The organism is Stappia sp. BW2, assembly GCF_008107695.1.
Taxonomy (GTDB): domain Bacteria; phylum Pseudomonadota; class Alphaproteobacteria; order Rhizobiales; family Stappiaceae; genus Roseibium.
On the sequence record NZ_VIRG01000069.1, the window covers coordinates 21,285 to 42,076 of the forward strand.

A 20,792-nucleotide genomic window follows, 5' to 3' on the forward strand; every position below is an offset into this window, starting at 1 on the left:
CGGGCGGTCCTGAAGGGCTGCCCGTTTTCAGTTGCAGACTGCGTCTTTCACGGGGGCTGAATGCGTTCCATTTCCTCTTTTCTGGACCACATCTATCGCTTTTCCGGGGTACTTTCCGGGGGTGCACTCGTATTCCTGTGCGTGTTGGTGCTCTACAGCATCGTGGCGCGGCTGTTCGGCTTTTTTGCAGGCGGCGCTACGGACTTTGCCGGCTATGTCATGGCCACTTCGACCTTCCTGGCGCTGGCCTACACCTTTCGTGGAAACGGTCACATACGGGTGCAACTGCTCATCCAGGCGACCACGGGAGGCCGCCGCCGCGTCATCGAGATCCTCTGCCTTGCCGTCATGAGCGCAGCGACGGTGTTCGTCGCCTACTACATGAGCAATCTGGCGCTTGAGAGCTACGAATTCGGCGAGCGCAGTGAAGGGGCGGATGCCGTCCTCCTATGGATCCCGCAGACACCGGTTGCGATCGGGGCAGTCCTTCTGGCGGTCGCGGTGGTTCACACCCTGCTGCTGGCTCTGTTTGACTACGACGCGATCAATCCTGAAGAACAGGGCAAAGAGGGACCGAACGAAATATGACCGAGTCCCTTTCCATCGTCATTTTCCTTGCAACGCTTTTCGCCCTTCTGGGCTTTGGCGTCTGGGTTGGCGCAGCTCTGCTGATAACGGCCATCATGGGCATGTGGCTGTTCACGTCGGCTCCAATCGGCGACTCCATGGCGATCACGATCTGGAGCGGGCAGTCCTCCTGGACGCTAACCGCATTGCCGCTCTTCATCTGGATGGGCGAAATCCTGTTCAGAACCAAACTCAGCGAAACGTTGTTTCGTGGGCTGGCGCCGTTCCTGCGGAACCTTCCAGGCGGATTGCTGCACGTGAATGTCGGCGCGTCCGCGGTCTTTGCCGCCATCTCCGGATCCTCCGCCGCGACGGTGGCGACCGTGGGCAAGATGTCCATTCCCGAACTCCGGCAACGGAACTACCCGGAGCACATGATCATCGGAACGCTTTCCGGCGCGGGAACGCTGGGGCTCTTGATCCCGCCGTCGATCTCCATGATCATTTTCGGCGTGACCGTGAACGAGAGCATTACGAAGCTGTTCATGGCTGCCATGATCCCGGGACTGTGCCTGGCACTTCTGTTCATGGCCTACATCGCAGTTTGGGCGAAGATAAACCGGGGAAGCTTCAATCCCGTCCAGGATCTGGACACCTTTCACCTGGCCCGGCGGTTGTTGGACCTTCTGCCGGTCCTTGTGCTGATCGCAGCGGTCATTGGTTCGATTTACTCAGGCATTGCGACTGCAACGGAAGCGGCGGCCCTCGGTGTGCTCGGATCCCTGATATTGTCGGCGCTTCAGAGAAGCCTGTCCTGGGAGACGTTTTCAGAGAGCGTTCTCGGCTCGATCCGGACCACATCGATGATCATGCTCATCCTCATGGGCGCCGGCTTCCTGTCGCTTGCGATGGGGTTCACCGGAATTCCGCGCGCGCTGGCGGAAGGTATCGGAAGCCTGCACTTGTCGCCGATCGCCCTGATTGCGATCCTCACGATCTTCTACATCGTTCTCGGGTGTTTTCTGGACGGTCTGTCTTCCATCGTGCTCACGATGGCCGTCATCGAACCGATGGTGCGGGCAGCCGGTTTCGACATGCTCTGGTTCGGCGTTTATCTCATGATCGTCGTGGAAATGGCGCAGATCACGCCGCCGATCGGTTTCAACCTGTTCGTCCTGCAGGGAATGACCGGACGTGACATGGCCTTCATCTCGAAAGCTTCCTTCCCGATGTTCCTGGTCATGTGCGTCTTTGTCGCCATTCTCGTCGCCTTCCCTGGCCTTGCGACCTGGCTACCGCACATCTTGAGCAAATAGGAGCGCTCAATGGCGAAGCAGACCATTCTCGTATTGGTTGACATCGAGCACTCCGACGGCGCTGAAAAGCTGCTCCGATACGCTTGGGAAGCTTATGGCGGCAATGACATTCACGTCGCCTTTGTCCTTCCCTTCGGATTCTACAACTACATCGAGCCATACATTCCCGAGGACAGCCAGAAAGCCGCCGCTGACCAGGCAAAGTCGGAGTTGCTCAATCTGATGAAACGTTCAGAAGTGAGCAATGCCACGCCGCATGTGTTGCGCGGAGGAATTGGGGAACAGGTACTGTTGCTGGCAGACAAGATCAGTGCGAGCCTTATTGTGCTCAATGCGGTTCGGAGCGACAGCCATCTTTCAACGCTGGGCACGAACGCCGCTCAGATCGCTCGCCATGCAGCATGCAGCGTCTTGTTACACCGCATCTAAAGCTCTGGCCGTTTAACTGCCGCACCAAGTTTATCGGTGCGCCCGGGTTCCTTTTTCATCACCGGCGCAATTTTCGGCTTCGCCGTCGCCGGGGCCGCAATCCATACAGGCCACAAGGTCGTTGGCGCGGTCCGGTCGGAGGCCTCAATGGCATGGCTTCTGGAGCGGCTGCCGCAGGTCAGTGCCGTCCTGTGCAGGGCAGCAGACAGACGCCGAAAAGAAAACGCGTCATGCTTACCCTCAACGAAGGCACTTTCTCTGGAAGATTTCTTGATCCTCGAGAGGACATCTGAATTTTCATCAATAGAATCAAATTCTGAATAATATACTTTAGATAAAATCAGTAAAATTTCAAAAATATCGAAAAAATAACCTGACAGTTAAAAAGTTATACAGATAACATCCAAAATAAATTTTGCAAAATTGAATATTATTCCTATATAATACCGTATCTGCAGCAATTTTACAGGGCGCTGCCGGCAGGAGCCTACACACTTCGCCCCAAAATCGAGGGCGGAATGGCGATGATCAGATCCACTTTCCAAAAATTCCTGGACCCCGAATCCTTCACGACCTATTTCGCATTTCTGAGTTTTGCGATGATCATCTACGTGTCGGTTGAGGGCTATTTTTGATCAACGACGATTGCCGTTGGAGGCGAGCTGGCGGGGTGAAGGCAACGCGAAGGCAAAGTTCAGCTTGTTCAGGCCATTACCTATAAAGGGGAGATGAGCCAAAGCCCGGCAAGACAACGGCCAGGGCTGATAAGTGCCACCCCAATTGTCCTGCGCAAGCTTGGCCCTAAGCGGAACTCCCCGGGTCGTAGGGCTCGATACTGGTCTTCACCTCAACATCCATTCCCAAAAACTCCGCTCCGGAGCGCGGATCGTATGTTCCGCTGATGGGGATCGCCTGGCGGGGCGTCCGGGTCACGGCAACCCGAATGAGATTGGGACTTCCGATGATGCGATTTGTCGGATCGAACTCCACCCAGCCTTCGCCTGGCAAATAGACTTCCGCCCACGCATGGGTCGCTCCGCCACCGGAGTGCATGTGTCCGTCATCGGCGACATCGTTCAGATATCCCGTGACAAAACGGGTTGCGAACCCGGAGCGGCGCGCGGCTTCCATGAACAGGAAAGCAAAATCCCGGCAACTGCCGGTTCCTTTTTTCAGAGTTGTCGCGGCACTCTGCGTGCCGCTTCGCTCCCGCCGGATATAGGTCAGCTTGTCGTTGACCGTCTCGGACAACAGCCGCAGGAAAGCGAGAACCTCATCTGGGCCAGGACCGATCACTGCCGCCAGCCAGGCATCAATTGCCTCGCCTTCTTCCGGGTTTTCAAGCGATATGAATGGCGCAAGGTCGATAAGATCTTCCTCCGGATAAGTGAAGGGATAAGCGCTTCTGCCCCGCTCCGGAGAAGCGATGAAATCATCGTGGGAAAACCGCCTGATCAGCAGCTCGCTTCGAAACTCGAGCACATTCGAGGCCTCGGAAAACTCCGCGTTTGCAACCGAATTGCCGAACGTGTCGAAGTGCCAACTCAGCCGCGGTTCGGGAGAAATGGCAATTGCAGACGAGAGCAGCCGCAAATCGTGACCGTCTCTGGGGCGCAGCAAAAGCCGGTGAGCTCCAAACTTTACCGGCCGGCTGTAGCGATATCGTGTAGTGTGGAAGATACGAATAGCGGTTGTCATCGGAACCTTGTCGCCCCCGCATGCCGTTGTTGGTTGTCCTTGGCTCGGAAAGCGCTGCAGCCTGGACCCTATTTAGCTCATGCACAAGGAAGATCGACATGCTCATCCGAATAGGATTTGAGATTACCGTCACATGCCCCGAGCCTGTCCCGATGCTTCTGGCCTTGAGTGTTCATAGCGATTTTGCCGGCAGAGTGATCGGCTCCGATCATGTCCGAAATATAAGCATCCCCAATATCCGGGAATACACGGACGGTTATGGCAATCGCATCACCCGGGTAATCGCTCCTACAGGCGTGTCCACGTTCTGGTCCGACTGCATCGTGGAAGTGGACGGCCAGCCAGACGAAGTCCATCCCGCAGCATCGCAAATCCCTCTGCAGGATCTGCCCAACGAAACGTTGACCTATCTTTTCGCGAGCCGCTACTGCGACTCAGACCTGATGGGGGAATTTGCCTGGAAAACATTCGGGCAGACGAAAGAGGGATGGTCAAGAGTTCAGGCGATTTGCGACTTCGTTCACAGTCAGGTCACGTTCGGCTACAACTTCGGCCGGCCGGACAAAACTGCGGCAAACGTCCTGAAGGAAAAGACCGGTGTTTGCCGGGATTTTGCCCAACTGGCGATAAGCCTGTGCCGGGCGATGGGCATACCGGCCCGTTATACCAGCGGTTATCTGGGAGACATCGGTGTCGCCGACACGGGTTTCGACGATTTCTGCGCCTGGTTTGAAGTTTATCTGGACGGCAGATGGTACACATTCGACGCTCGTTACAACGTACCAAGGGTCGGACGTGTTCTGATGGTCAGGGGGCACGATGCGGCCGACGTCGCCATGGTGACGTCTTTCGGCGCCTACGAGCTCACCAGTTTCCGTGTCTGGAGCCTGGAGTTGGCCGACACGGAAGACGATGAAGCCTTGCGACAATCTCTTGAAACCAGACCCCACCCCCAACAACGTGGATTGGGAAGTCAGCAGGACGCAATCCGATTGCGGACAGGAATCTGACTCCTTCGGCAATTCAGATACCTGACTTGATGAAACAAGAAGGTTTGGGCGTTGCTGTGCGGTTTGGACTTTCGTTCGACGCGCACGACTGACGTGTTCCGTGGATGGAGCGGCGTTAAGACGGCTCTCGAGAACAAACAGATCTGGGCGACCGTTCGTGAACGCTCCTGTTGGTCTCATGCTCAGGTGACCGGGTTTGACCTTCGGTAGCTTCGCGCCGCCGTTCTCGACCGGCTCACCACAATTGCCGTACCCTCGATACCAAAAACGAAAGCTTCCGCTTCAAAAACAGCACCACAAGTCAAACCAGTCCCGTGGAGAGGAACCCAAGATCTTGACCGCGCGCAGAGTGACTTATCACGCGACGACAAGCTCTACTGGAAGCTGATCACGACCTTTACCGGCCTTTTTCTTGAGAATATTCGCATTCAGTCAACGAAGAGCTTGTATGACTTTGCCGGAAACGATTGAGTTTCAAGCCCTTGCACAGTCTGCGGGGCAGCCGGACGCATGTGTCCGCACATCAATATGTTCTTGAGGGACTTTGGAATGAAATTGAGAGCTTTTGTCTCGGTGCTGGCCCTGCTGCCGGCAACCGGCGTTGCCGCCGCCCCTTTTGCCAGTGGTGACTGGGAAGCAGCCAGGATCGGCGGGACCTGCCTTGTCTACAACAATGCGCCCGCGCGCGACACCTCCGGCTCGCTGCAGTTCAGCTTCGACGTCAAAGGCTACAACGCCGACTTCACTTACGAATATGCGCCTTATTCCGAAAACGAGGAAGATCCCTGGGCCGAGACAGATCTGGTAGAAATCACCATTGACGGGGAAGACATCTGGCTGGGGGAAGAGATGTTCCCCGTCGGCATGCAGGCCCCAAACAAGATCTCGATGACATCCGGGTTCGTGAAGGAAATGGCAGCAGCGGTGGCCAGCGCCAAGTCGCAGGTCGACATTTCCGTGGAGCGGGAGAGCCTGGGCGAAACGTGGCTTTATGGCCGCTTCTCACCGGTTGGCTTCAGCGAGAGCCTGGCCAAGGCAGCCGAGATGTGCGACTTCGACCCGGCCAATCTGCCGGAGTCCTGATAAAAGCCTTTTCGGCGACACGCAAAAAGGTTTGATCCCTGCGGCCCCGGGGCATTGGTTCCGGGGTTTGCCGGTCGAAGAATGGCACTGGCTTGGCGCTTCAGGCGCAGGCACCAGCTGCCCTCAGGTGTCACCGCTGACAACAAGCTGCATGCGGTCCGCGGCGACGCGAGCCCGGGTGCATTGCAGGGGCTTGCCGGCCATATCCAGATTGACGCTTTCCACCACCATCACCGGCTGGCCCAGCGCCAGACCGAGCTGTTGGGCATCCCGGGTTTCCACCAGTTCGGCGGTAATCCGCGTTTCCTTGCGGCGGTAATCGGAGATTCCAGCCCGGTTCAGGGCTGTGGTGATCGACCCTGTCTCGGCATAGTCGGCAACGAAGTTGGGCACGCGGGCCTGTTCGAACCAGCTTGTCGCCACGATCATCGGCACGCCGTCGGCAACGCGCAGGGTTTCCACACGAATAAGCACCGTGCCGAGCGGCACACCAAGCTGATGCGACAGAAGCGCATCGGCTTCCTCGACAGCCGAGCCGATCAACCGACCGGACGGGGCCCGGAGCTGGCCCGAAACGATTTCCGAAAAGCGTGTGCGCGGTCCGATGGGGTAGCTGAGCGGGGCTGAGGCGACAAATGTGCCCCGGCCCTGGTCGGCCCGCAGAATGCCGTCCGACGTCAGCGCGGCGATGGCCCGGCGCACCGTGTGGCGGTTGACGCCGAACCGGGCCGCCAGTTCGGATTCCGGCGGCAGGCGGCTACCTTTTTCAAAGGCACCGCTCACGATTTCCGCCTTCAGCGTTTCCATGATCTGGCGCCACACCGCAATTCCGGCGCTGCGGTCGAGAGTGCTGTTCGTCGTCATGCGCTCGTCATCAAATTTCGGTACCAAAGAGTCAACCGGATTATTTGTCTAGACAAATAGACAAATCGAATCTAGGACAAGGGTGTTTTCGAACACTTTCCGAAGAACCGCCCAACCCAAAAGGCGCTTCATGACAGATATCACCTCCACTCCCCTCTCCTCGAACATCGAAGCAGACGCCGCTGTTGGCGCCCGCCAGAAAGTCATCGCGACGTTGGCCGCCGCTTCCGCCGAAGCTGTCGCGGAAAAATTCAATGCGCTTCCTCCCCAGAGCTACGAACTGGTGCGCCAGCCCGAAACGGGCCTGGTGATGGTGCGTGGCCGCATGGGCGGAACCGGCAGCCCGTTCAACCTGGGTGAGGTTACCGTCACCCGCTGTGTGGTCCGGCTAGAAACCGGTGAAACCGGGAACGCCTACAGCCTTGGCCGCAACAAGCAGAAGGTGCTGCAGTCCGCCGTGATCGACGCCTTGTGGCAGCGCCCGGCGATGCAGGACCGCATCGAGACGGACATCATCGCACCGCTGGCCGAAGCCCAGCAAGGCGCGAAGGAAACCGTCCGCGAGGAAACCGAGGCCACCAAGGTCAACTTCTTCACCATGGTGCGGGGAGACAACTGATGAGCGCAAGCAACGCAACCGCCGCCCCGCTGGCCGCGGGTTTTCAGGATCCGGTTCACGATGCGCAGGGCTGCTTCCGCGCCATCATGAACGCCATGGCCCGCCCGGGCACACGGCAGGCGATTAACGCCGGCAACCTGAAGCCGCCCGTACCGCTGACGCAGGTGACCGCCGCCATCGCCCTGACCCTGTTCGACTACGACACGCCGATCTGGCTCGACAAACCGCTGATGGCCTCGGACGCAGTGAAGACCTTCCTGCGCTTCCACACCGGCTGCCCGATCATCACCGAACCGGTGGAAGCGGCCTTCGCGCTGATCAGCACCCCGGAGAGCATGATCCCGCTGGCAAGTTTCAACCAGGGCTCCGCAGAATATCCGGACCGGTCGACCACGGTGATCCTGAGCGGACAGGACTTCGGGTCCCATCCGGCAGTCACATTCAGCGGCCCGGGCATCAAGGACACCGTCTCCTTTGCCTCCGGCCCGGTTCCGCCGGTGTTCTGGGATCAGGTGATCGCCAACAACCGCCAGTTTCCCCGGGGCATCGATCTGGTCTTTGCCGGCCAGGACGCGCTGTGTGCCCTGCCCCGCTCCACCCGCATCCTGAAAGCGGAGGTCTGACCCCATGTATGTAGCTGTAAAGGGTGGCGAAAAAGCCATTCGCAACGCCCACAAGCTCATGGCCAAGCGCCGCCGGGGCGACACATCCGTTCCCTCGCTGACACTGGAGCAGATTGCTCAGCAGCTCTCCCATGCCGTTGCCCGCGTCATGGGCGAAGGCTCGCTCTACGACGAGACATTGGCCGCGCTTGCCATCAAGCAGGCACGAGGTGACCTGATCGAAGCCGCTTTCCTGATGCGTGCCTACCGCACGACCCTGCCGCGCTTCGGCTACAGCCAGCCGATCGACACCGCGAAAACGCTTGTGGAACGGCGCGTCTCGGCCACCTACAAGGACCTGCCCGGCGGCCAGGTGCTGGGCCCGACCTTTGATTACAGCCACCGCCTGCTGGACTTCGCGCTGGCCGCCGAAGAGGACGGCCTTGAAAAGCCGGCCGAAACCGCCCGCGTTGAAGACGACAGCATGCCGCGCGTCACCGATCTGCTTGGCGACGAAGGCCTGATGGAGCCGGACCCGGTGACCGACGAGGACGCCCCGGTCGGTGACCTGACCCGCGAACCTCTGTCCTTCCCCGCCGACCGGGACCTGCGCCTGCAGAACCTTGCCCGTGGCGACGAAGGCTTCCTGCTGGCCCTGGCCTATTCCACTCAGCGCGGCTACGGCCGCACACACCCCTTTGCCGGCGAGATCCGCTACGGCGAAGTTGAAGTGGAGTTCTTTGCCGAGGAGCTCGGCTTTGCCGTCACGCTTGGCACCATCAAGGTGACAGAGTGCCAGATGGTCAACCAGTTCAAGGGCTCCGCCAAGACGGCGCCAACCTTCACTCGCGGCTACGGTCTCGTCTTCGGTCAGGTGGAGAGAAAGGCCATGTCCATGGCCATGGTCGACCGTTCCATGCGCTGGCAGGAGCTGGGCGAGGAACCATCCGCCCCGGCCCAGGACGTGGAATTTGTCCTGTCCCATTCGGACAACATCCAGGCGACCGGCTTCGTCGAACATCTGAAGCTGCCGCACTACGTCGATTTCCAGGCCGAACTGGACCTCGTGCGCCGCATGCGTGGCGAGTGGTTCGAAAAACGCCGCCAGGAAGAAGAAGAGGGCAGCGCTGCCCAGGAGGCCGCAGAATGAACGACACGGCTCAGATTTTTGAACAGGGCGAATACAACTTCGCCTATCTGGACGAGCAGACCAAGCGCATGATCCGCCGGGCAATCCTGAAGGGCATCGCCATTCCGGGTTATCAGGTGCCCTTCGCCTCTCGCGAAATGCCCATGCCTTATGGCTGGGGCACCGGCGGGGTGCAGGTGACGGCGGCAATCCTGGGCAAGGACGATTGCCTGAAGATGATCGACCAGGGGTCCGACGACACGACCAACGCCGTCTCCCTGCGCGGTTTCTTTGAAAAGACCGCAGGTGTACGCACCACCTACGAGACGTCGGAGGCCAGCGTCATCCAGACCCGCCACCGCATTCCGGAAAAGGCCTTGCGCGAAGACCAGATCATTGTCTTCCAGGTCCCGATCCCCGAACCCCTGCGCTTCCTGGAACCACGCGAAACCGAGACCCGGAAGATGCATGCGCTCGAGGACTATGGCCTCATGCACGTGAAGCTCTACGAGGACATCGCCAAGAACGGCCACATCGCCACCACCTACGCCTACCCGGTGAAGGTCAACGACCGTTATGTGATGGACCCTTCGCCAACGCCGAAATTCGACAATCCGAAGATCGACCAGATGGCAGCCCTGCAGCTTTACGGCGCCGGTCGCGAGAAACGCATCTACGCCATTCCGCCCTACACCAAGGTGAAGAGCCTCGACTTCGAGGATTACCCGTTCGAAGTGCAGAAATTCGACAAGCCCTGCGGCCTGTGCGGCGCGGAGAATGTCTACCTGGACGAGGTCATCCTGGATGACAAGGGCGGACGCATGTTCGTCTGCTCTGACAGCGACTATTGCGAAGAACGGCGCGCGGACGGCCATCTGGGCCCGATGGCGGCTGATCCTGCGGCACACCAGTTCGGCGCCACCCAGGCAGAGGAGACCGCCCGATGAACGCCTTTCCGTCCACGGACCCGCTGCTGCAGGTTCACAACGTCACCCGCTATTATGGCGACCGCATCGGCTGCGCCGATGTCTCCTTTGATCTGTGGCCCGGCGAAGTGCTGGCCATCGTCGGCGAAAGCGGTTCCGGCAAGACAACGCTGCTCAACTGCCTGTCGACACGGCTTGCCCCGACGGCCGGCGCCATCGAATACCGCATGCGTGACGGCACCATGCGCAATCTCTACCAGCTGACCGAGGCCGAACGCCGCCTCCTGATGCGCACCGATTGGGGCTTCGTGCACCAGAACGCGGCCGAAGGCCTGCGCATGAATGTTTCCGCAGGCGCCAACGTCGGCGAGCGGCTGATGGCGGTTGGTGAGCGTCACTACGGCAACATCCGCTCCACGGCCGACGACTGGCTGGGACGGGTGGAAATCGAAAGTGACCGTATCGACGACGATCCCCGCTCCTTCTCCGGCGGCATGCGCCAGCGCCTGCAGATCGCCCGCAACCTCGTCACCCGGCCGCGGCTGGTCTTCATGGACGAGCCGACCGGCGGCCTGGACGTCTCCGTGCAGGCCCGCCTTCTGGACCTGCTGCGCCGTCTGGTGGCCGATCTCGGGCTTTCGGTGGTTATCGTCACCCACGATCTTGCCGTGGCCCGGTTGCTGTCGCACCGGATCATGGTGATGCGCCACGGCAATGTCATCGAAAGCGGCCTGACGGACCAGGTGCTCGACGATCCGCGCGAGCCCTATACCCAGCTGCTCGTTTCTTCCATTCTCCAGGTATGAGGACCGAAATGCCCGTACGCCTCTATCTCAACAATGTCGGCAAGTCCTTCACCATGCACCTGCAGGGTGGAACCGTCATTCCCGTGGTCGAGAAAGTCGAATTTTCCGTCAATGCCGGGGAATGCGTCGTCCTTGGCGGCCCTTCGGGTGCCGGCAAGAGCTCGATCCTCAAGATGATCTACGGCAACTATCGCTGTGACGAAGGCCAGATCCTGGTGACGGCCGGCGACGAGATCGTCAACATCGCCGGAGCCGAACCGCGCAAGGTTCTGAGCCTGCGCGAAGACACGATCGGCTACGTCAGCCAGTTTCTGCGCACCATCCCGCGCGTGTCGGCGGAAGACGTGGTCGCAGAACCGCTGATCGCCCAGGGCACCAGCGAGGAAGAAGGCGTCGACAAGGCGCGCTCCCTGCTGTCGCGGCTGAATGTGCCCGAGCGCCTGTGGACCCTGCCGCCAGCCACCTTCTCCGGTGGCGAACAGCAGCGCGTCAACATCGCCAGGGGGTTCATTGCCCATTATCCGATCCTGCTGCTGGACGAGCCGACCGCCTCGCTCGATGCTGCCAACCGGGCCGTTGTCGTCCGTCTGGTGGAAGAGAAGAAGACACACGGCGTTGCCATGGTCGGCATCCTGCACGATCAGGATGTGCGGGAACAGATCGCCGACCGCATCATCGATGTAACCGGGTTCAGCGCGGAAGCGGCCGCCTGAGGCGCAAGATGAGGAAAGGCTTGCAGACGGGCGGAAACTGTCACAGAAAAGTCACCGCCCGTCTTTAGGTCACTCCTTCAGAAAGTTGAAGGACGTGGCCCTGCCACCTCCCGGCCGAACCACATTTCAAAAATTGCGATTTCCGTCATGCGCTATGCCCTCTATTTCGCCGCCGACGCCGACGACCGTCTGATGCAGCTTGGAAACGCCTGGCTCGGGCGTGATCCCTTTACCGGTGCAGCCCTGCCGCAGCCGGAACTGCCCGGCATGACACCGGCACATTTTCAGGAGCTCACGACCGATCCCCGGCGCTATGGATTTCACGGGACCTTGAAAGCCCCGTTTTCCCTCGCAGCCGATCAGACCGAGGCGGGGCTGACGGAAGCCTGCGCAGCCTTTGCGGCGGAAATCGCGCCTTACGAGATAGAAGCGCTCGGCGTGAACAGGCTTGGCCGCTTTCTGGCACTCACCCCCGAAGCGGAAGAGCCTGCCCTGGGCGCCTTCGCCAGCCTATGCGTGCGCCAGTTCGAGCCCTTCCGCGCGCCACTTTCGGAGGCGGATCTGGAGCGCCGCCGCAAGAGCGGACTGTCGGAAAAGCACGACACTTACCTCGTCAGATGGGGCTACCCCTATATCTTCGACGAGTTCCGTTTTCATCTGACGCTGTCCAACAAGCTGGAAGACGACGCCGACATGGACCGGCTGACAAATGCAGCCCGGCATCACTTTTCGGACGTTACCGGCAGAAAGCGGCTGTGCCGCCACTTTGCGCTTTACACCGAAGCCGAGCGCGGCGCGCCGTTCAAGGTTCACACGGTTTTTGAGCTGACCGGCAACACCGCCCCTGCCGATGCACTCAGCCAGAGCGGGCACCGCGCCCAAGAGGAAACTGCATGAGCAAGCACCCCAAAGTCTTCAGGAACGCCAGTCTGGTTCTCGCAGACGAAGTGTTCGACGGTTCCCTGACAGTCGATGATACCGGTCTGATTTCCGGCATCGGGTCGCCGACCGACGTCGACGGCCATGACTGCGAAGGAGATTTCCTGCTGCCCGGCCTGGTCGAACTGCATACCGACCATCTGGAAACCCACTATGCTCCGCGTCCGAAAGTCCGCTGGAACCCGGTGTCCTCGGTACAGGCCCACGATGCACAGATCGCCTGTTCCGGCATCACCACGGTGTTCGATGCACTGCGCGTCGGCATGGATGAAGATGCGGATCTCGGCTATGCGGACATGCGCGCACTTGCCGATGCCATTGAAACCGGCCAGCGGGAAAACCGCCTGCGCGCCGATCATTTCATCCACCTGCGCTGCGAAGTGTCCGCACCAGACGTGCTCGACGCCTTCAAGGTGTTTGAGGATGACGACAGCATCCGCCTGATCTCGCTGATGGACCACACCCCCGGCCAGCGCCAGTTCGTGTCGATGGATGCCTACAAGATCTACTATCAGGGCAAGAAGGGGTTCACCGACGCCCAGATGGACGAGTTCATCCGCAAGCGCCAGGCACGCGCCAGCAGTCTGGCCCCTGAAAACCGCAAGCGTCTGTCGGACATCGCTCAGGCACGCGGCATCGCCATCGCCAGCCACGACGATGCCACCGTGGCGCACGTGGACGAAGCGCTGTCGCTGCAGACGAAAATCGCCGAGTTCCCGACCACTCTGGAAGCGGCCAGGGCATCACACGAGGCAGGCATGGCCGTTTTGATGGGGGCGCCGAACGTTGTTCGGGGCGGCTCCCATTCGGGCAACATCTCGGCGAAGGAACTTGCCGAGGCTGGTGTTCTGGATGTGCTTTCCTCCGACTACGTGCCGATTTCGCTGCTGCAGGCCGCGTTCCAGCTTGCTGCGGAAGTCGAGGCGATTTCCCTGCCGCAGTCCGTCGCAATGGTCACGGCAACGCCTGCAAGTGCCATCGGCCTGAAAGACCGCGGCATTCTGGAACCCGGCCTCAGGGCGGATCTCATTCAGGTGAAGATGGTTGGTGACATTCCGATCGTGCGTGGTGTCTGGCGCGAGGGCAAACGGGTTGCCTGAGGCTGCTTCCGCCATGACAGAAAAACTCGGCCCGGGCCGCATGGTACTTGTGGTCGGCCCAAGCGGGGCCGGCAAGGACACATTGATGGCTGCGCTCAAGGCCCGCCTTGCGGGCCGGACGGACGTCAGCTTCGCCCGGCGCGCCATCACCCGCAAAGCCGATGCAGAGGCCGAGGATCACGACACGATTTCGCGCGCCGAGTTCGACCAGCTGAGAGATTCCGGCAACGTTGCCCTGTGCTGGGAGGCCCATGGGCTCGGCTACGTCATCCCACAAAGCTACGACCGGGCAATCGAAGCCGGCGAAACCGTGATTGCCAATGGCTCACGCAAGGTGTTGAAGCAGGCAGAAGACAAGTACCGCAACGCCAGCGTTCTGCTGATCACTGCACCGGTCGAAATTCTGGCCGAACGCCTTGCCGCACGCGGCCGTGAAAGCAGGCAGGAAATAGAGGAACGCTTGCGCCGCGCCGACCTGGAGCCGGAAAACGTCGCCAACCTGATCCGCATCGAGAACACAGGCACGGTGGAAGGCGCGGTCGACAGGATGGTCGCCGCGCTCGGTCTTTGACCTTTTCCGTACCTGCGCCTAGTCCGCGAAAGCGCTCTGGACGGCCTGGCTGAAAACCAGGGCCTTGGCATCAACAGCCTCCAGATGGTCACCGCGGAATGCGTGAACCATGGTACGGAACTTTCTTGCTTCTTCGCCCAGTTCAGGCTCCCAGGCCAACTTCCGGAGATGGATCAGGGCATGTTCATGCCTGACGACCAGATCTGCCAGATGGAGGGCGGAACCGATCATGTAGGCCCGATACTGCAGGCGTTTGACATGATCGATCTTGAGAACGTCCGGCTCCTGCAAAAGCTGCCAGAATCCGATGACATTCGCGCAGGCGGTGCGCATCAGGCGACCGCATTTCTCTTCGTCTGACCGGGACATACTTGCCTCGCAAGATTCACCACGACTTTTCAAGCGTAGCGCCAAACCCTGAAACTGCAATGAACCAGAAGAGTCATAAGGCCTTGCCACACGCCCAGATTCCTTGATTTTTAAATTCACTATTTCAAACAGGCAGTTGCGCGGTGGACGACGCAGGGGAAAAAACAGCCTCCAGACCAGACGATCCAACCGCAGGGCGGAACTTTGCTTCAGTTTCTGCTCAGCGAACGCCTGCGGAGATCGCCTGATTGATTTGCAGGCCCGCATTCACGGCGCGATAAATCGGGAAGGGCGTGCGCTGTGACAGGTCAATGTCCCGCCTCAACCACTCCTGATCTTCCAGAACACCAAGGGACTTCGATAACGCCCGATCCGTGATCGGTCCGAGACCGGACTTGATTGCCGTAAACCGGCTCGGGGTCCCGGTCACAGCCAGGATCGGCACTGTCCAGCTGCGCCTCAAGACGGCAAAAGCGTCTTCGTTGGGAACGATCTCCTCGATCCGGCTCGCCATGGCGGCGGCGGCCTTGCCTGTGTCCGTCAACCGAAACTCCGGTCGCAAGGGATGGCCGTGGCCGGGGTTTCGCTCCAGCAACCCGAGCTGGATCAGGTGTTCCAGGCTTGCCGCAAACGAACTGCGGCTTGCCCCCGTTGCCGCAATCAACGGAGCCTGACGGCCGGGAAGGCCTGCATGCAGCTGAGCCAGAATTTTCAGGGACCAGGCCTTGGATGTGAGGTTGACAAGAAGCTGCATATCCATTTTTTTATAGTTACTATATTTTTGCTACATAAGGAAGTCTCATGCCTGTCGTTTCACTGGATAACACGATCACCCTCGCCCTCTCGGTTCGCGACAGGCATGCAAGTGCCAACTGGTATGCGGAAAAGCTCGGGTTCGAGCTGCTCTAACATATGGACGACGCTGGCTGGAGCGAGTTGAAAACCTTGACCGAAGGCGTGACCCTGGGGCTGGGTGAACAGTCCGAACCCTCTCCGGGAAACACGGTTCCCGTGTTCGGTGTGGCCGATATCGCAGTTGCCCGCGGTGCGCTGGAAAAGGCGGGCGTCAAATTTGACGGACCGACAGAAACCATCGAAGGCATGGTCAGCACGGCAACCTTCTACGATCCGGACGGCAACGCCCTCATGCTGGCCCAGGACCTGTCCAAATAGCGGGTTTCAAAAGAGAGGATATCCCGGAAGGTGCGGCGACACTCTGTTGCCGCGCCAACGCCAATCCTTGCGCGCGACTAAATTGAAACATACGAACACCCCGGCCCGCCCCAACTCGGGGATTAACTGACACCGGAAGGCGCGCGAGACCGGCAGAGAAAATCTGATTATGTGACCCAGAGGAATAGAAAGCACAAAATCTTTGCATTGGCAGAATAGTCGACTACTCTCTTATTCTTGATCTCATTTTGAAAATAGAGTTCTGCGGCATGCCTGCGTCATTGTTTGAAAAATACGGCGGCTTCGGCTCGGTGAGCCGCATCGTAATGACTTTTTACGATAAGGTTCTCGATTCCGAGGACATCGGCGACTTTTTCGACGACGTCGACATGACGCGTCTGATCGATCATCAGACAAAATTTATCTCCTACCTTTTGGGCGGGCCGGTTTCCTATTCGGAAGAGCGGCTGAGACGAACCCATGCCACCCTTGACCTGAACAACGAGGATTTTGACGAAATCGCGCGGCTTCTGCACGAGACGTTGGTGGAACACAAATTCGACCCGGGTGACATCAAAGCCGTGATGCGGGAAATCGAAGCCCGCCGCTCCGCCATCCTTTCGACCGGTGCTCCATGAGCATCACCGCCATCAACCAGCAGCTTCTGCGCGCGATCGGTGTTGGTATTGCCGTAGTCGGCAGCAAGGACCTGCAGGTACTTTTCCAGAACGGCCCGTTTTCCGATTGGTTTGGAAAACCAGATGCCGCTGCGGCGCTCACCGATCTGCTGCCAGATATCGATATCGAACAGCTCCGCGCGGAAATAGAAGACCAGGGCCGCTTTACCGGCGAAGTCTCCGTCAAGATGAAGCGCCGGACGCTGGTCATCGCCTTGACGGTCGCCCCGGCCGAGGAGCAGGATTTCCTCGTCGTCGAGTGCCAGAACATCACGCGGATCCGCGAACTGGAATCGATGATCGACAGTTATTCTTCCATGGTCGAGCGGAATACGCGGGAACTGGAGCGGGAAAAGGAACGTGTTGAACGCCTTCTCCTCAACCTGATGCCGCGCTCGGTCTATGAGGAGTTCAAGACCTTCGGCGTCGTCACGCCACAGCTTTATGAAAGCGTTTCCGTGGTCATGCTCGACTTCGTGGGCTTCACGAAATTCTCGTCAGAACACGACCCTACGGTAACGCTCGGGGAGTTGAACGACATCTTCACTGCTTTCGACCGTATTGCGGAGCAATTCGGTTGCGAGCGCATCAAGACCATCGGCGATGCCTATCTTGCCGTTGCGGGCATGCCCGAACCTTCACCGGACCACATGCGGGCGGTGGCCAATTGCGCCGTCCGCTTCATTCGCTACCTGGAACGCAGAAACCAGAGCCATCAGCACAAGTGGAAGGCGCGCGTCGGACTGGGCACGGGAGCAGCCGTCGGTTCGGTCGTCGGGATCCAGAAATATGTCTATGACGTCTTCGGTTCAGCGGTGAACCTGGCCGCGCGCTTGCAGGAATTTGCAAATCCGATGTGCGTCGTGGCGCCCGATGCCATGAAGGAGTTTCTGGTGGATGAATTTCATCTGGAAGACCTTGGCAAACGCGATATCCGCAGCTTCGGAGAGATGCGGCTGATGCGGGTCAACCCTGGTGTCGAACTGGCGCACCGGGCGAGACAGTTCTGAACGCACAAGCCCGGTGCTGTGACACATTTAACCGCGAAACATACCTCTTGAAACCGACGGAAAATGACGCGGTGCCGCACCGAGATGTGGCACCTTCGCCGTGTCATGCCGTCAGTTTTTCTTTTTCTTCTTGTTGCCGAAAACGTTGCCCAGAAGGCCGGAAGGCAGGCCGAAGCCTTCTTCGACCGCCTTCAGAACTTCCTCATCGTCGACATCGCCTTCGAGAACCTTCTGAACGTCGATCTGGGTCTTGCCGCCGGTCGCCTTGTTGATGACCTTGTTGGCCTGGTCGACCAGTTCCTGAGACGGTTCCTTCTTGCCCTGCAGAATGGAGATCAGCTCGCCGCCGGTCTGCTGCAGTTGCTTGTAGGCCGCCTCTGGATTTTCCAGAATGCCCTTGATGTCCGGATAGATACGCGGATCGTTCCAGGCACCTTCGATCACGATCGGCACACCGAGACCGGCCAGTTTCTTGTCCTCGCCCTTCCGGCGCGGCTGCGGGGCCTGACCTTCAAGCGTCGGCACGATCTTCGGCTCCACGCGCCAGGAAAGGCGCTGCGCCGGCATGTCCGTTGTGCCCTTGCCGGTCATGCGCACCAGGGGACCGACCAGCGACAGATCATTCGTCTTGGCGATGCCGTTCTGGATCTCGAAGGTCGAGCCGAGCGAGCTGAAGTCGGTCTTGGCCGACGGGTTGGCCTGCCAGCCGAGCAGGGTTTCCACCGACAGACCACGCACCATCTTCGGCACGTTGATGCCCTTGATCGCACCGTCCATGAACTTGTAGTCGGCCGTTCCGTTCAAGGCCTGAACCAGCGCCTGTTCGCTGCCACCCTTGGACGTGACATTCAGGTTGATGGTGGTCTTGCCCTCGATCCAGTTGAAGTCGGCAGCATCGCGCAGCAACGGATAGGCATTGAGGTTGGCGAGCGCGAACTTCGCGGCAACCGCCGGCGTGGCGGAGGCCCCATTGAGCGTAACCGTACCTGTGCCGGAGCCTCCATAAAGGGCCAGTTTTTCCAGGTTTGCTGTCAGCACACCGTTCTTGATGGTGGTCGACAGGGCACTCTGGTCAATCTTGATCTTGTCCCAGCGGATTTCCTTTGTCGTCAGCTTGAAATCGGCATCGATAGCGTTGAGGCCGGAGAAATCGATCGGCTCCGTGCTCCAGCCGCCTGCTCCGCCGCGCTTGCCGCCACCACCACCGCTCGAGGAATTTCCGGACGCCTTCCCGGAACCATTTCCGCCGCCGCTGCCGGATTTCGATGCGCCTCCGAGATAGGGATCGAGCACGAGTTCACGCAGGTCCAGTTGCGCCGTGACATTTGGCTTGTTGCCGAGAACGATGCGCCCGTTGGCTTCACCTGACGTATCGTCCAGCGTGAAGCGGGTTTCCTCGAAAGAGATCGTCTCGCCGGCAACACCGAAAATGCCCGACGCCTTGAACCGCTTGAGACCGCCGCCGTTGCCGAGCGGCTTGCCCAGCCATGCCATGAGGCCCCGCAGGTCCGCCGTATCGACACTGACCGCACCATCAAGCGCACCGTCTCGCGAAGCTCTGCCATTGAAGCCCGCGCTGACACGGTTGCCTTTCACGGTCACCGAAACCGGTGCGGCTTCCCCCGCCAACAGGCGGGCGGTGTCGCCTTCGCCGGTCACGCTGAAGGCTTCGCCCCGCCAGGACAGGGCGCCGCTGAGCGAAACAGGTTTTTCCAGACCCTGGAGATCGATATCCAGGGCAAGGTTCGTCACACGGTCGGCTTCCGGATCGCCGCCAACAGCCGACGCGAGACCCAGGCCGCCGACTTCGCCCTCGGCGATGCGCACGCCGCCGTTGATATCAAGCCCGGCAAGCAACTCCTCGCCCGTCGAACCGGCGGTTTCGAACGCCAGATCCACGCTGAGCTTGCCACTGGCCGGTAGATCCTGGCCCGCAAGCTGCAGGAGATCGGCAATCGAGCCATCTTTCAGCACCAGCCGGCCGGAGACTTCAGGAACGCTCCCGGACAAATCCGCATCCGCCGCACCGCCAAGAGAAAGCTGGCCAAGCGTGATGTCGAGATCGGCCAGCGACAGCATGGCTTCGGTGCCAGCAACCTTGGCCGACACGGCAAATGCCCCCGGATCGGCTGCCAGATCCTGACCGGCCAACGCGGCAAGCGCCTTTAGGGAAGGCCCGGCGGCAGAAAGAACCAAGTCGGCACGCACCGGATCCAGACCGGACTGGCCGGTGACGGAAAGACTGTTCTCACCACTGGAAATCTTCAGATCTACCGGAACCTGCTCGCCGCCCATGAGACCGAGCGGATTCGTGAGAGACCCGTCGACGGTGACCGGCATTTCGCGGAAGGTGAACGTGGATGTGAGATCGACTTCGCCTGACAGGCTGGGCGCCTGCAAACTGAGATCAAGGTTGGAGATACGAACCGGCTCCGCTGCGTCGGGCGCCTTGTAGGTCACAGTGCCGCCGGTGATCTGCAGGCTGTCGACACCGATGCTCTTCAGGTAACCGTCTGAACTTGCGGCCGTGTCTTCAACGCCCGCCTCAGAAGCAGGCGCTGGCGCGCTTTCCGCCACCGCAGCGGTTTCAGCATCTCCGGTTTCCGCCTCGATCAAGTCGCCAATGTCGCTGATGTCGCGGCGCGGTTCCCAGCTTGTGGTGCCGTTCGGGCCGATTTCCAGATAGATGTCCGGCTTGTCCAGGGCAATTCCGGTCACCTGGATATTGCCGGAAATGAGACCGCCCCAGGCCAGACCGAATTCAACGCGCTCGGCCTTGGCGAATTCGATCCCGTCTGCCCCGGCTTCACCGGACAGTCCGATATCTTCGGCAACCAGGGAAAACCCCGGAAAAAGCGACAAGGACACAGGCCCGTCCAGGCGCACGCGCCAGCCAAAGCGCTTGTCCACCTGTTCCACCACCTGACGCTTGATTTCGTCCTTGGGCAGGAACAGTGGCACCACCAGAACGATGGTTGCCAGCATGAACAGCAAACTGCCCAGTCCGATCAAAAGCCGACGCATTTAGTCTCTCCCCGTCGCGAATCGGTCCTCAATGTAGACCAATCGAGCCGGAACGTCCCCAAGCAGAAGCAATAGCTTTCGCAGGAAAGAAGTGAGAACGCTCAATTACCGGCAAATCGATCCACCGCGCCGCACCCCGGCCCCGAACCGGCATGCGGACGAAGGCA

At 59.8% G+C, this 20,792-nt stretch carries 22 protein-coding genes; 17 read left to right on the forward strand and 5 right to left on the reverse strand.

The annotated features are described in order from the left end of the window. Positions 1–60: 60 nt before the first annotated feature. The 3 genes from FMN63_RS18550 to FMN63_RS18560 are packed head-to-tail and all read left to right on the forward strand — an operon-like array spanning position 61 to position 2,312. Entirely contained in the window at positions 61–588 is a 528-nt protein-coding gene (locus tag FMN63_RS18550; protein ID WP_148585672.1) for a TRAP transporter small permease, read from the forward strand. Next, positions 585–1,883: a TRAP transporter large permease gene (locus tag FMN63_RS18555; protein ID WP_148585673.1), complete on the forward strand. Its 1,299-nt coding sequence runs from the start codon at positions 585–587 to the stop codon at positions 1,881–1,883. Before FMN63_RS18550 ends, FMN63_RS18555 begins: the two co-directional genes overlap by 4 nt. Positions 1,884–1,892: 9 nt before the next feature. Then, positions 1,893–2,312 carry a universal stress protein gene (locus FMN63_RS18560; RefSeq protein WP_148585674.1) on the forward strand — a complete coding sequence of 140 codons (420 nt, stop codon included), beginning with the start codon at positions 1,893–1,895 and terminating at the stop codon, positions 2,310–2,312. A gap of 801 nt (positions 2,313–3,113) precedes the next feature. Here the strand turns inward: FMN63_RS18560 and FMN63_RS18565 are convergent. Continuing rightward, complete coding sequence (locus FMN63_RS18565) at positions 3,114–4,010, reverse strand: transglutaminase family protein (protein ID WP_148585675.1); 897 nt, start codon at positions 4,008–4,010, stop codon at positions 3,114–3,116. A 98-nt stretch (positions 4,011–4,108) separates the two neighbouring features. On the opposite strand from FMN63_RS18565, the gene FMN63_RS18570 reads away from it, so the two are divergent. Beyond that, entirely contained in the window at positions 4,109–5,020 is a 912-nt protein-coding gene (locus tag FMN63_RS18570) for a transglutaminase-like domain-containing protein (protein ID WP_209001229.1), read from the forward strand. Between the two features lie 549 nt (positions 5,021–5,569). Then, on the forward strand, positions 5,570–6,103 hold the full coding sequence (locus FMN63_RS18575) for a hypothetical protein (protein WP_148585676.1): 534 nt from the start codon (positions 5,570–5,572) through the stop codon (positions 6,101–6,103). Positions 6,104–6,226: 123 nt separating this feature from the next. Here the strand turns inward: FMN63_RS18575 and phnF are convergent, their stop codons facing one another. Continuing rightward, positions 6,227–6,967, reverse strand: a complete 741-nt coding sequence (gene phnF / locus FMN63_RS18580; RefSeq protein ID WP_148585677.1) for a phosphonate metabolism transcriptional regulator PhnF — start codon at positions 6,965–6,967, stop codon at positions 6,227–6,229. A 130-nt stretch (positions 6,968–7,097) separates the two neighbouring features. Between phnF and phnG the strand changes: the two genes are divergently transcribed. The 9 genes from phnG to phnN all read left to right on the forward strand — a co-directional run bounded on the left by phnG (position 7,098) and on the right by phnN (position 14,372). Next, positions 7,098–7,586 carry a phosphonate C-P lyase system protein PhnG gene (gene phnG / locus FMN63_RS18585; RefSeq protein ID WP_148585678.1) on the forward strand — a complete coding sequence of 163 codons (489 nt, stop codon included), beginning with the start codon at positions 7,098–7,100 and terminating at the stop codon, positions 7,584–7,586. Further along, a complete protein-coding gene (gene phnH / locus FMN63_RS18590; protein WP_148585679.1) occupies positions 7,586–8,209 on the forward strand; it encodes a phosphonate C-P lyase system protein PhnH in 624 nt (207 codons plus the stop codon). Before phnG ends, phnH begins: the two co-directional genes overlap by 1 nt. A 4-nt stretch (positions 8,210–8,213) precedes the next feature. After that, on the forward strand, positions 8,214–9,338 hold the full coding sequence (locus FMN63_RS18595; RefSeq protein WP_148585680.1) for a carbon-phosphorus lyase complex subunit: 1,125 nt from the start codon (positions 8,214–8,216) through the stop codon (positions 9,336–9,338). Next, the gene (locus FMN63_RS18600; protein ID WP_055660043.1) at positions 9,335–10,264 is read left to right on the forward strand and encodes an alpha-D-ribose 1-methylphosphonate 5-phosphate C-P-lyase PhnJ; all 930 of its coding nucleotides are present in this window, start codon (positions 9,335–9,337) and stop codon (positions 10,262–10,264) included. Before FMN63_RS18595 ends, FMN63_RS18600 begins: the two co-directional genes overlap by 4 nt. After that, positions 10,261–11,049 (forward strand): phosphonate C-P lyase system protein PhnK, encoded by a 789-nt coding sequence (gene phnK, locus FMN63_RS18605; protein WP_148585681.1) that lies wholly within the window; start codon positions 10,261–10,263, stop codon positions 11,047–11,049. The genes FMN63_RS18600 and phnK overlap by 4 nt, the downstream gene beginning before the upstream one ends. A gap of 8 nt (positions 11,050–11,057) precedes the next feature. After that, the gene (phnL, locus tag FMN63_RS18610; protein ID WP_148585682.1) at positions 11,058–11,762 is read left to right on the forward strand and encodes a phosphonate C-P lyase system protein PhnL; all 705 of its coding nucleotides are present in this window, start codon (positions 11,058–11,060) and stop codon (positions 11,760–11,762) included. A gap of 147 nt (positions 11,763–11,909) precedes the next feature. After that, a complete protein-coding gene (locus FMN63_RS18615) occupies positions 11,910–12,659 on the forward strand; it encodes a DUF1045 domain-containing protein (RefSeq protein ID WP_148585683.1) in 750 nt (249 codons plus the stop codon). Then, the gene (locus FMN63_RS18620; RefSeq protein ID WP_148585684.1) at positions 12,656–13,801 is read left to right on the forward strand and encodes an alpha-D-ribose 1-methylphosphonate 5-triphosphate diphosphatase; all 1,146 of its coding nucleotides are present in this window, start codon (positions 12,656–12,658) and stop codon (positions 13,799–13,801) included. Before FMN63_RS18615 ends, FMN63_RS18620 begins: the two co-directional genes overlap by 4 nt. A gap of 13 nt (positions 13,802–13,814) precedes the next feature. Beyond that, entirely contained in the window at positions 13,815–14,372 is a 558-nt protein-coding gene (gene phnN, locus FMN63_RS18625; RefSeq protein WP_148585685.1) for a phosphonate metabolism protein/1,5-bisphosphokinase (PRPP-forming) PhnN, read from the forward strand. An 18-nt stretch (positions 14,373–14,390) separates the two neighbouring features. Here the strand turns inward: phnN and FMN63_RS18630 are convergent, their stop codons facing one another. Both FMN63_RS18630 and FMN63_RS18635 read right to left on the reverse strand, forming a co-directional pair. Further along, complete coding sequence (locus tag FMN63_RS18630; RefSeq protein ID WP_148585686.1) at positions 14,391–14,741, reverse strand: hypothetical protein; 351 nt, start codon at positions 14,739–14,741, stop codon at positions 14,391–14,393. A gap of 220 nt (positions 14,742–14,961) precedes the next feature. Next, the gene (locus FMN63_RS18635; protein WP_209001230.1) at positions 14,962–15,495 is read right to left on the reverse strand and encodes a winged helix-turn-helix transcriptional regulator; all 534 of its coding nucleotides are present in this window, start codon (positions 15,493–15,495) and stop codon (positions 14,962–14,964) included. A gap of 158 nt (positions 15,496–15,653) precedes the next feature. On the opposite strand from FMN63_RS18635, the gene FMN63_RS18640 reads away from it, so the two are divergent. The 3 genes from FMN63_RS18640 to FMN63_RS18650 all read left to right on the forward strand — a co-directional run bounded on the left by FMN63_RS18640 (position 15,654) and on the right by FMN63_RS18650 (position 17,601). Next, complete coding sequence (locus FMN63_RS18640) at positions 15,654–15,914, forward strand: VOC family protein (protein WP_148585688.1); 261 nt, start codon at positions 15,654–15,656, stop codon at positions 15,912–15,914. A gap of 269 nt (positions 15,915–16,183) precedes the next feature. Further along, positions 16,184–16,552: a group I truncated hemoglobin gene (locus tag FMN63_RS18645; RefSeq protein WP_148585689.1), complete on the forward strand. Its 369-nt coding sequence runs from the start codon at positions 16,184–16,186 to the stop codon at positions 16,550–16,552. Continuing rightward, positions 16,549–17,601 (forward strand): adenylate/guanylate cyclase domain-containing protein, encoded by a 1,053-nt coding sequence (locus tag FMN63_RS18650; RefSeq protein WP_148585690.1) that lies wholly within the window; start codon positions 16,549–16,551, stop codon positions 17,599–17,601. Before FMN63_RS18645 ends, FMN63_RS18650 begins: the two co-directional genes overlap by 4 nt. Positions 17,602–17,712: 111 nt before the next feature. On the opposite strand, the gene FMN63_RS18655 is transcribed toward FMN63_RS18650, so the two are convergent. Continuing rightward, positions 17,713–20,625: an AsmA family protein gene (locus FMN63_RS18655; RefSeq protein WP_148585691.1), complete on the reverse strand. Its 2,913-nt coding sequence runs from the start codon at positions 20,623–20,625 to the stop codon at positions 17,713–17,715. Positions 20,626–20,792 lie beyond the last annotated feature (167 nt).

Coding starts and splice junctions, on each gene's coding strand:
- FMN63_RS18595 (WP_148585680.1), top strand. CDS start 8,214: ATGTATGTAGCTGTAAAGGGTGGCGAAAAAGCCATTCGCAACGCCCAC.
- FMN63_RS18555 (WP_148585673.1), top strand. CDS start 585: ATGACCGAGTCCCTTTCCATCGTCATTTTCCTTGCAACGCTTTTCGCC.
- FMN63_RS18630 (WP_148585686.1), bottom strand. CDS start 14,741: ATGTCCCGGTCAGACGAAGAGAAATGCGGTCGCCTGATGCGCACCGCC.
- FMN63_RS18615 (WP_148585683.1), top strand. CDS start 11,910: ATGCGCTATGCCCTCTATTTCGCCGCCGACGCCGACGACCGTCTGATG.
- FMN63_RS18650 (WP_148585690.1), top strand. CDS start 16,549: ATGAGCATCACCGCCATCAACCAGCAGCTTCTGCGCGCGATCGGTGTT.
- FMN63_RS18655 (WP_148585691.1), bottom strand. CDS start 20,625: ATGCGTCGGCTTTTGATCGGACTGGGCAGTTTGCTGTTCATGCTGGCA.
- FMN63_RS18620 (WP_148585684.1), top strand. CDS start 12,656: ATGAGCAAGCACCCCAAAGTCTTCAGGAACGCCAGTCTGGTTCTCGCA.
- FMN63_RS18565 (WP_148585675.1), bottom strand. CDS start 4,010: ATGACAACCGCTATTCGTATCTTCCACACTACACGATATCGCTACAGC.
- phnN (WP_148585685.1), top strand. CDS start 13,815: ATGACAGAAAAACTCGGCCCGGGCCGCATGGTACTTGTGGTCGGCCCA.
- FMN63_RS18645 (WP_148585689.1), top strand. CDS start 16,184: ATGCCTGCGTCATTGTTTGAAAAATACGGCGGCTTCGGCTCGGTGAGC.
- FMN63_RS18635 (WP_209001230.1), bottom strand. CDS start 15,495: ATGCAGCTTCTTGTCAACCTCACATCCAAGGCCTGGTCCCTGAAAATT.
- phnG (WP_148585678.1), top strand. CDS start 7,098: ATGACAGATATCACCTCCACTCCCCTCTCCTCGAACATCGAAGCAGAC.
- phnF (WP_148585677.1), bottom strand. CDS start 6,967: ATGACGACGAACAGCACTCTCGACCGCAGCGCCGGAATTGCGGTGTGG.
- phnH (WP_148585679.1), top strand. CDS start 7,586: ATGAGCGCAAGCAACGCAACCGCCGCCCCGCTGGCCGCGGGTTTTCAG.
- phnK (WP_148585681.1), top strand. CDS start 10,261: ATGAACGCCTTTCCGTCCACGGACCCGCTGCTGCAGGTTCACAACGTC.
- phnL (WP_148585682.1), top strand. CDS start 11,058: ATGCCCGTACGCCTCTATCTCAACAATGTCGGCAAGTCCTTCACCATG.
- FMN63_RS18570 (WP_209001229.1), top strand. CDS start 4,109: ATGCTCATCCGAATAGGATTTGAGATTACCGTCACATGCCCCGAGCCT.
- FMN63_RS18600 (WP_055660043.1), top strand. CDS start 9,335: ATGAACGACACGGCTCAGATTTTTGAACAGGGCGAATACAACTTCGCC.
- FMN63_RS18640 (WP_148585688.1), top strand. CDS start 15,654: ATGGACGACGCTGGCTGGAGCGAGTTGAAAACCTTGACCGAAGGCGTG.
- FMN63_RS18550 (WP_148585672.1), top strand. CDS start 61: ATGCGTTCCATTTCCTCTTTTCTGGACCACATCTATCGCTTTTCCGGG.
- FMN63_RS18560 (WP_148585674.1), top strand. CDS start 1,893: ATGGCGAAGCAGACCATTCTCGTATTGGTTGACATCGAGCACTCCGAC.
- FMN63_RS18575 (WP_148585676.1), top strand. CDS start 5,570: ATGAAATTGAGAGCTTTTGTCTCGGTGCTGGCCCTGCTGCCGGCAACC.